General features: G+C 74.4%; 8 protein-coding genes. 5 read left to right on the forward strand and 3 right to left on the reverse strand.

The features are described from left to right. On the forward strand, positions 1 to 336 hold a 336-nt coding region (locus GFJ45_RS14125), incomplete at its 5' end, for a response regulator transcription factor (protein ID WP_194288683.1). A 28-nt stretch (positions 337 to 364) separates the two neighbouring features. On the opposite strand, the gene GFJ45_RS14130 is transcribed toward GFJ45_RS14125, so the two are convergent. Next, positions 365 to 841 carry a hypothetical protein gene (locus GFJ45_RS14130; RefSeq protein WP_153398317.1) on the reverse strand — a complete coding sequence of 159 codons (477 nt, stop codon included), beginning with the start codon at positions 839 to 841 and terminating at the stop codon, positions 365 to 367. 66 nt (positions 842 to 907) lie between these two features. After that, the gene (locus tag GFJ45_RS14135) at positions 908 to 1,858 is read right to left on the reverse strand and encodes an alpha/beta fold hydrolase (protein ID WP_228387081.1); all 951 of its coding nucleotides are present in this window, start codon (positions 1,856 to 1,858) and stop codon (positions 908 to 910) included. A gap of 173 nt (positions 1,859 to 2,031) precedes the next feature. Between GFJ45_RS14135 and GFJ45_RS14140 the strand changes: the two genes are divergently transcribed. Both GFJ45_RS14140 and GFJ45_RS16465 read left to right on the forward strand, forming a co-directional pair. Beyond that, the gene (locus GFJ45_RS14140; RefSeq protein WP_153398319.1) at positions 2,032 to 2,763 is read left to right on the forward strand and encodes an AIM24 family protein; all 732 of its coding nucleotides are present in this window, start codon (positions 2,032 to 2,034) and stop codon (positions 2,761 to 2,763) included. 146 nt (positions 2,764 to 2,909) lie between these two features. Then, positions 2,910 to 3,635, forward strand: a complete 726-nt coding sequence (locus GFJ45_RS16465; RefSeq protein ID WP_194288684.1) for a hypothetical protein — start codon at positions 2,910 to 2,912, stop codon at positions 3,633 to 3,635. Between the two features lie 30 nt (positions 3,636 to 3,665). Here GFJ45_RS16465 and GFJ45_RS14150 read toward each other — a convergent pair whose 3' ends face one another. Then, positions 3,666 to 4,835, reverse strand: coding sequence for a PucR family transcriptional regulator (locus GFJ45_RS14150; protein WP_153398320.1), 1,170 nt, complete (start codon positions 4,833 to 4,835; stop codon positions 3,666 to 3,668). 159 nt (positions 4,836 to 4,994) lie between these two features. Between GFJ45_RS14150 and pruA the strand changes: the two genes are divergently transcribed. Beyond that, positions 4,995 to 6,641 (forward strand): L-glutamate gamma-semialdehyde dehydrogenase, encoded by a 1,647-nt coding sequence (pruA, locus tag GFJ45_RS14155; RefSeq protein ID WP_153398322.1) that lies wholly within the window; start codon positions 4,995 to 4,997, stop codon positions 6,639 to 6,641. A gap of 218 nt (positions 6,642 to 6,859) precedes the next feature. Then, on the forward strand, positions 6,860 to 7,336 hold the full coding sequence (locus tag GFJ45_RS14160) for a DUF4383 domain-containing protein (protein ID WP_153398324.1): 477 nt from the start codon (positions 6,860 to 6,862) through the stop codon (positions 7,334 to 7,336). The last annotated feature ends 45 nt before the right edge of the window (positions 7,337 to 7,381 follow it).

Consider the following 7,381-nt stretch of genomic DNA (forward strand, 5'->3'; position numbering starts at 1 on the left):
GCCGACGCGTGGGCCCAGTCCGCCCGGCTCGCCGAGCGCCGCGGCGACCGGATGGCCTCGCACCAGGCCGCGGCCCAGGCGACGCAACTAGCCCGGCAGTGTGGCGGGGCCACGACGCCCGCGCTGCGGGGTGGCTCACCCCGCCGGCTGCCGCTGACCGGCCGCGAGCGGGAGGTGGTGGAGCTGGCCGCTACCGGGCTGAGCAACCGGGCGGTCGCCGAGCGGCTAGGGGTCTCGGTGCGCACCGTGGAGGGTCACGTCTACCGGGCCCGAGCCAAGGCGGACGCGCCGAGCCGGCAGGCGCTGGTGGCCCTCGTCCGGGTTGAGCGGGAGTGACCGGTGCGGCCACGCCGCTTCCTCCGGGTCAGTGCGCCGGGCAGCTGATGTTCGGGTTGAACGGGGTGAACACCCCGTCCGGGTTGCCCTGCCAGACCCACGCGTGCAGCGTGTAGAACGGCGGGCCGAACGGCGCGGTCGGGGGGTCGAACTGCTGCCCGTAGAGCTCGGCGGGCGTCCAGGAGGCGTACTCCACCGCCACCAGCCGCAGCCCGCCGTTCGGGCGCGGGGCGTAGACCAGGATCTCGGGGGCCAGCGGGTCCAGGCCTTCCTGCCCGTCGGCGACGCCGCGCACGTAGTGGTAGCCCATGCCGGGCACGCACTCCGAGCCGAGCGCGTAGCCGTCGGCCAGCGCGGTGTCGATGTCGTGGTACTTCACGGTCGCCGCACGGGCGGCGGCCAGCTCCGGTCCGTTGCCGGAGCTGGCGGCCGCGGCCGGCACTGCGGCGGTGGCCAGCAGCGCGGCGGCGGCCAGCGGGACCAGGGCGCGGTGGGCGATACGCATGGGAGTCTCCTCGTCACGGGAGCTCCAGCGTCGGCCGCAGCGGCCGCCGCCGTCACGGGTAGTCGACTACCTCAGTTCCGCCGCAGCGACGGTCTCCCGCACCACCGCGACCACCGCGTCCGGGCGCTCGTCGACCACCCAGTGCGACGCACCCTCGACCGCCACCACGCGCAGGCGCGGTGCGTTGCTCACCTGGCGGTCCAGGTCCGCCGGACGCACCAGCGGGTCCTGCGCTCCCACCAGCACCCGCACCGGCTGCTCCAGCCTGGCGTCCCGGTGCGCCCCGCCGAGGAACCGCGCCGCCTCCGGCTGGATGAAGTGCCGGTAGAGCGCGGTGACCGCCCGGGCCCGTGCGGGGTCGCGCAGCACGTCCACGAACGCGGCCACCACCTCCGGTGTCCAGATCTCCGGGCGGGTCGAGGTGGCGGTGAGCAGCCGACGCGGCAGCCGCTGCTCGCCCCGGCTCAGCAACCGGGGACCCAGCCACGGGGTCACCATCGGCAGCTGGTAGCCGGCGCGCAGCAGCAGCGGGAGCATCCGTGGCGTGAGCCGTTGCCACGGGTGCGGGACGCTGATGCTGACGAGCGAGGCCACCCGGTCGGGCCGGGCGAGCGCCAGCTCGAAGGCCAGCAGCGCGCCCCAGTCGTGCGCGACCAGGTGCACCCGGTCCTGGCCGAGGGCATCGAGCAGGTCCCACACGTCCGACATCAGCACGGGCCGCCGGTAACCGCTGGGCGGCGCGTCGGTCCAGCCCGCACCCCGCAGGTCAGGGCAGATCACGTGGTGGCTGGTCGCGAGCTCGGGGATCACCCCGCGCCACTCCCACCAGTGCTGCGGGACGCCGTGCAGCAGCACGACCGGCGGCCGTGACCGGTCGGCGCGGTCGAGCCCAGCCTCGGCCACGTGCACCCGCAGCGCCGGCAGGTCGACGAACCGGTGCCTGACCCCGGCGACGGACGGCATCGGCGGCCCCGGCGAGGACGGCTGCCCCGCCGAGGCCCAGGGCTGCTGCGCCATGCAGCCACGGTACGCGCGCAGGGCAGCCGCCGCGCCGGTGCTCCGGGTAAGCGTCACCGGGCAGCCCGTTGGGGAACCTGCGGACCCCGCGGTCCGTGACAGCGGCCGCGCGTGGGCTCCATACTCGGCTGCAGCGGCACCCGCAGGGGGCGCCGGGAGGAGAGGGGAATCCCGTGACGATCCATGGCCAGCTGTTCGAGCGGTTCCAGGAGGACCAGTCCCAGGACCCGTTCGTCACCCAGAACTCCAAGATGCTGAAGGTGCAGATGGGCTACGGGCCGGTGTGGGCCCGGGCGGGCTCGATGGTCGCCTACCAGGGGGACGTGAAGTTCGCCAACAAGGGCTCCGGGGGGCTGGACCGGTTCCTGAAGTCGAAGCTGACCGGCGAGGGCGTGCCGATGATGCAGTGCTCCGGCCAGGGCGAGATGTTCCTCGCCGACGGGGCGGCCGACGTGCAGGTCCTCTACCTGGAGGACGACATGGTCTCGGTCAACGGCAAGAACGTGCTCGCGTTCAGCCACTCGATCGACTGGGACATCCACCGGGTGCAGGCCCGCGGCGGGATGATGGCCGGCGGCCTCTACAACGTGTCGCTGCGCGGGACCGGCTACGTCGCCGTGACCACCGAGGGCCCGCCCGTCGCGCTGGACGTGAGCGGCGCGCAGACGTTCGCCGACGCCCAGGCTGTGGTGATGTGGACCGCCGGCGTGCACATGGACGTCCGGGTCGACACCGGCGGGCTGGCCTCGCTGGTGCGCGGCGGGACCGGGGAGATGGTGCAGATGGGCTTCTCCGGCCAGGGACACGTGCTGGTGCAGCCCTCGGAGGGCAAGCCGACCCCCACCGGCGACGGCGGGGGCAACCGCAGCCGGGGCGGCGGCCTGGCTGACGTGCTGCGCGGCTGACCGTACTGGCCCGTGCCCCGCTCCGGGCAGAGGCGCGGGCGCAGTCGCGCGGTGCCCCGGGAGCGGTGCGGGGGAAGCTGGCCGACCTGCGGCCGCTGCGGGGGCGGCCGCTGGCCGGCGGCGCCTGCTGACGATGGGAGAGACCGATGAGTGAGCGAACCAGGACGCGGCTGCCCGGGCGCGGCAAGCGCCGGGGCGGGGCGATCACGTTCTGGACGGGGGTGGTCATCGCCCTCATCTCCACGGTGCTGACGGCGCTGCTGGGCTGGCGCACCTACGACGAGGTCACCACCCTCGTCGAGCAGGCCGAGCCGGTCGAGGGATCCACCACGGTGACGCTGCAGGAGGGCGAGGCCCGGGAGATCTACCAGCTGGAGCAGGGCCAGGAGCGGGCCGAGTGCACGGTCACCGGACCGGACGGGCAGGACCTGCCGCTGCGGCGCACGTCCACCATCGAGGGCTCGGACGGGCAGGAGTCCTACTTCAACCTCGGCGGCTTCGAGGCCGGGCAGTCCGGTGACCACGTGGTCGAGTGCGCCGGGCCGCCGACATTCGTCGGGCCACCGCTGGACGTGTTCGGCACCGTCGGCTCGGTCCTGGGCGTGGTCGGCGGCCTGTTCGGCGTGGGCCTGGGTGTCGTGCTGATGATCGTCGGGGCGATCATCTACCTGGTCGGCCGCAACCAGGACAAGCGGGCGGTCACCTCGCCCCAGGGCGGGGGCGGCCCCGGGTACCGGCCATCGGGCGGCGGCTACCCGCCGCCCCCGGGCGGGCCGGGTTACCGGCCGCCGCCACCGCCGGGCGGACAGGGCCACCAGCCGCCGCCACCGCCGGGTGGACAGGGATACCGGCCACCGCCGCCACCGGACTAGCCGCGGGTGGCCCGCAGCGGGGCCGCCTGGTCACGCTCCGTCGCCCACGAAGGGCGCCATCCGCAGTGCCAGGTGCAGCGTGAGCCGGTCGTCGCCGTCGGCGAGCCGCAACCCGGTGGCCTCCTCGATGCGCCGCAGCCGGTGGTAGAGGCTCTGCCGGTGCAGCGCGAGCCGGTCGGCGGTGCGGGCGACGCTGCCGGCGAGGTCCAGGTAGGTGGCCGCGGTCTCCACCAGGGCCGGGTCGCCCTCGAGCGCGAACCGGCCGGCCCGGTCGGAGAACACCGCCTGCCGGAGGTCCTCCGGTCCCAGGTGCCCGAGCAGCCGCAGCGCCCCCAGCTCCGGCCATGCCGCCTGCGGCTCGCCGCGCCGGCGTGCCACCCGCAGCGCCAGCCGGGCCGCACGCCAGCTGTCGGCCAGCTCCGGGGAGGCCGTGGCGACGGCCTCCGGGCCGATACCGCAGACCATCCGGGCGGCTAGCGCGGGCCGGACCGACTGGGCGGCGGTGAGCCGGCCCAGCAGCTCGGCACGCGGGGCGGCGCCCGTGCCGCCACCGCTGTCCGGCAGCCGCCCCGCGGGCACCAGCACCACCCACTCCCCCGGCCGCTCCCGGATCCACACCGCCGGCTCCCGGCCGCGGCGGGCACATAGCTGCAGGTCCTCCTCGCCGCCGTGCACCACCACGCACGCGACGGGCGCAGCGGGGTCGAGCCGTGCCAGTGCCACCAGCTCCTCACCGGCCTGCCGGGCGGAGTCGGGGTCGCCGTGCAGCAGGTCGGCGAGGTGCGCCTCCAGCCGGAGCCGCTGCCGTCCGGCGCGGCTGAGCAGCAGGCCGGCCGTGGCCGCGATCCGCATCGCCTCCGGCCACAGCTCCTCGGTGATGGTGTCGTCGGGGTCGATGAGCCAGAAGTAGCCGTGCACCCGGTTCAGGTGCCGCGCGGGGACGCACAGCCGCGCGCTGATGCCCAGCCGCGTATCCGCCGGCGTCCGCACCGGTGTGGTCGCCTCCCGGATGCCGTGGGCGTGGAACCACGCCGTCACCTCGGGCGTTGAGCGCCGCTCCAGGATGGAGCGGCGGCGGACCTCGTCCACGCCCTCCTGCGCGGCGTACCCGACCAGCCGGAAGTCGGCGTCCTCGAGCACGCAGGGCGCGCCGAGGGCGGCGGCCATGTCCTCGACCAGCTCGTCCAGCTCCACGCTCACGCCGTCATCCCCGCTGACGTCATCCAGGTGTCTGATGAGACCACCCGAGGATTCTGACAGGTGTCGGTGGGTTCCGGTAGCGGCGCTGCGTAGGCTCGCCGTCAGACACCGGAGCACCCGCCCGACCGGGCCCGCACACCGCGACCACCAGGAGCGCCCATGGACGCCGTCACCACGCCCCCCGCCCCCGTCAACGAGCCGACGCTGGACTACGCGCCGGGCTCGCCGGAGCGGGCGGCCCTGCAGGCCGAGATCGCCCGGATGGAGGCGACCAAGGTCGATCTCACCGTCACCGTCGGCGGCCGGCAGCGCTCCGGCCAGGGCCCGGAGTTCACCGTCGTGCAGCCGCACGACCACCAGCACGTGCTGGGCAGCGGCCGGGAGGCCGGCACCCAGGACGCGGAGGACGCGATCGCGGCGGCGGCCGCCGCGGCCGAGGACTGGGCGGCGACGCCGTTCGACGAGCGCGCGGCGATCTTCCTCAAGGCTGCCGACCTGCTGGCCGGCCCGTGGCGGCAACGGCTCAACGCCGCGACCGTGCTGGGCCAGTCCAAGACCGCCTTCCAGGCCGAGATCGACTCCGCCTGCGAGCTCATCGACTTCTGGCGGTTCAACGTGCACTACGCCCGGCAGATCCTGGCCCAGCAGCCGGTCGCCAACAGCCGCGGGGTGTGGAACCGCACCGACCACCGCGGGCTGGAGGGGTTCGTCTACGCGATCACGCCGTTCAACTTCACCGCGATCGCCGGCAACCTGCCGACCGCCCCGGCGCTGATGGGCTGCACCGTGCTGTGGAAGCCCGCCCCGACCCAGCAGCTGGCCGCGCACCTGACGATGCGGCTACTGGAGGAGGCCGGACTGCCGCCCGGCGTGGTCAACCTGCTGCCCGGCGACGGCACGGCGGTCTCGGAGGTCGCGCTGACCCACCCGGACCTGGCCGGCATCCACTTCACCGGGTCCACCCCGACCTTCCAGCACCTGTGGCGCACCGTCGGGGAGAACATCAGCGGCTACCGCAGCTACCCCCGGATCGTCGGCGAGACCGGCGGCAAGGGGTTCGTGGTGGCCCACCCCAGCGCCGACCCGGACGTGGTGCGGGTGGCGCTGCTGCGCGGGGCGTTCGAGTTCCAGGGCCAGAAGTGCTCGGCGGCCTCCCGGGCCTACGTGCCGCGGTCGGTGTGGGAGCAGATGAGCGAGCAGTTCCTGGCCGACGTGGACGAGCTGCCCGTCGGCGACCCCACTGACTTCGGCCACTTCATGGGCGCGGTCATCGACGAGCGGGCCTTCGCCAAGCACCGCGCCGCCATCGAGCGGGCCCGCGCGGTGGACAGCCTGCGTGTCGTCGCCGGCGGGCAGACCGACGACTCGGTCGGCTGGTTCGTGCGGCCGACGGTGATCGAGGGCACCGACCCGACCGACGAGATCTTCACCACCGAGTACTTCGGGCCCATCCTGGCGGTGCACGTCTACGAGGACGCCGACGTCGAGGACGTCGTCGACCAGATGGAGTCGGCCGCGCCGTACGCGCTCACCGGCGCCGTCATCGCCCAGGACCGTGGCGCGGTGCGCTGGCTGTCCGAGCGGCTGCGCAAGGCGGCCGGCAACTTCTACGTCAACGACAAGCCCACCGGCGCGGTGGTCGGCCAGCAGCCGTTCGGCGGCGCCCGCGGCTCGGGCACCAACGACAAGGCCGGCGCCGCGAGCAACCTGCTGCGTTGGACCAGTCCCCGCTCGATCAAGGAGACGTTCGTCCCGCCGACCGACCACCGCTACCCGCACATGGCGCAGGGCCCCGAGGACGCCTAGCCGGTCCGGCGGCCGGCGTGGGCACCGGGTGCCGCCACGCCCTGCGTTTCCGCAGGCAGACAGCGCATTTGCTGAGTATCCTGGGAGATGCGCGTCGAGCATCAGCGCGTGACCGTTGACAGGGGCTACCGCCTGAGGTCCGCCGGGCTCTCGCGACCAGCGAGGGCCGTGCTCAGCCACAGGGGTGCCCCCTGCCGTCACTTGGCGAGGAGAAGCCCATGACTACCACCCCACCCCCGGAGACCGAGCGCCGCGCCCCGACCGGGCGCTCCCCCCTGCAGTTGGCCGCGCTCGTGGTGGGCGCCGTGTTCCTGCTGGTCGGCGTCCTCGGCTTCGTGCCGGGTATCACCTCCGACTACGACACCATGCAGTTCGCCGGTCACGAGTCCGAGGCGATGCTGCTCGGGATCTTCCAGGTCTCGATCCTGCACAACATCGTGCACCTGCTGTTCGGCGTCGCCGGCCTGGTGCTGGCCCGCTCCGCGAGCGGCGCCCGCGCCTTCCTCGTCGGCGGCGGCGCGATCTACCTGGTGCTGTGGATCTACGGCCTGCTGATCGACCATGAGTCCGCCGCCAACTTCGTGCCGCTCAACACCGCCGACAACTGGCTGCACTTCGTGCTGGGCGTCGGGATGATCGGCCTCGGCCTGGTGCTGGACCGCCGCGAGCGCACCCGGACGGCGACCACCCGGTAGCCGCCGCGCCGCCACCCCCGGGCCGGCGCCGGCGCCGGCCGCGCT

This window comes from Ornithinicoccus halotolerans (assembly GCF_009602535.1).
Classification (GTDB): domain Bacteria; phylum Actinomycetota; class Actinomycetes; order Actinomycetales; family Dermatophilaceae; genus Ornithinicoccus; species Ornithinicoccus halotolerans.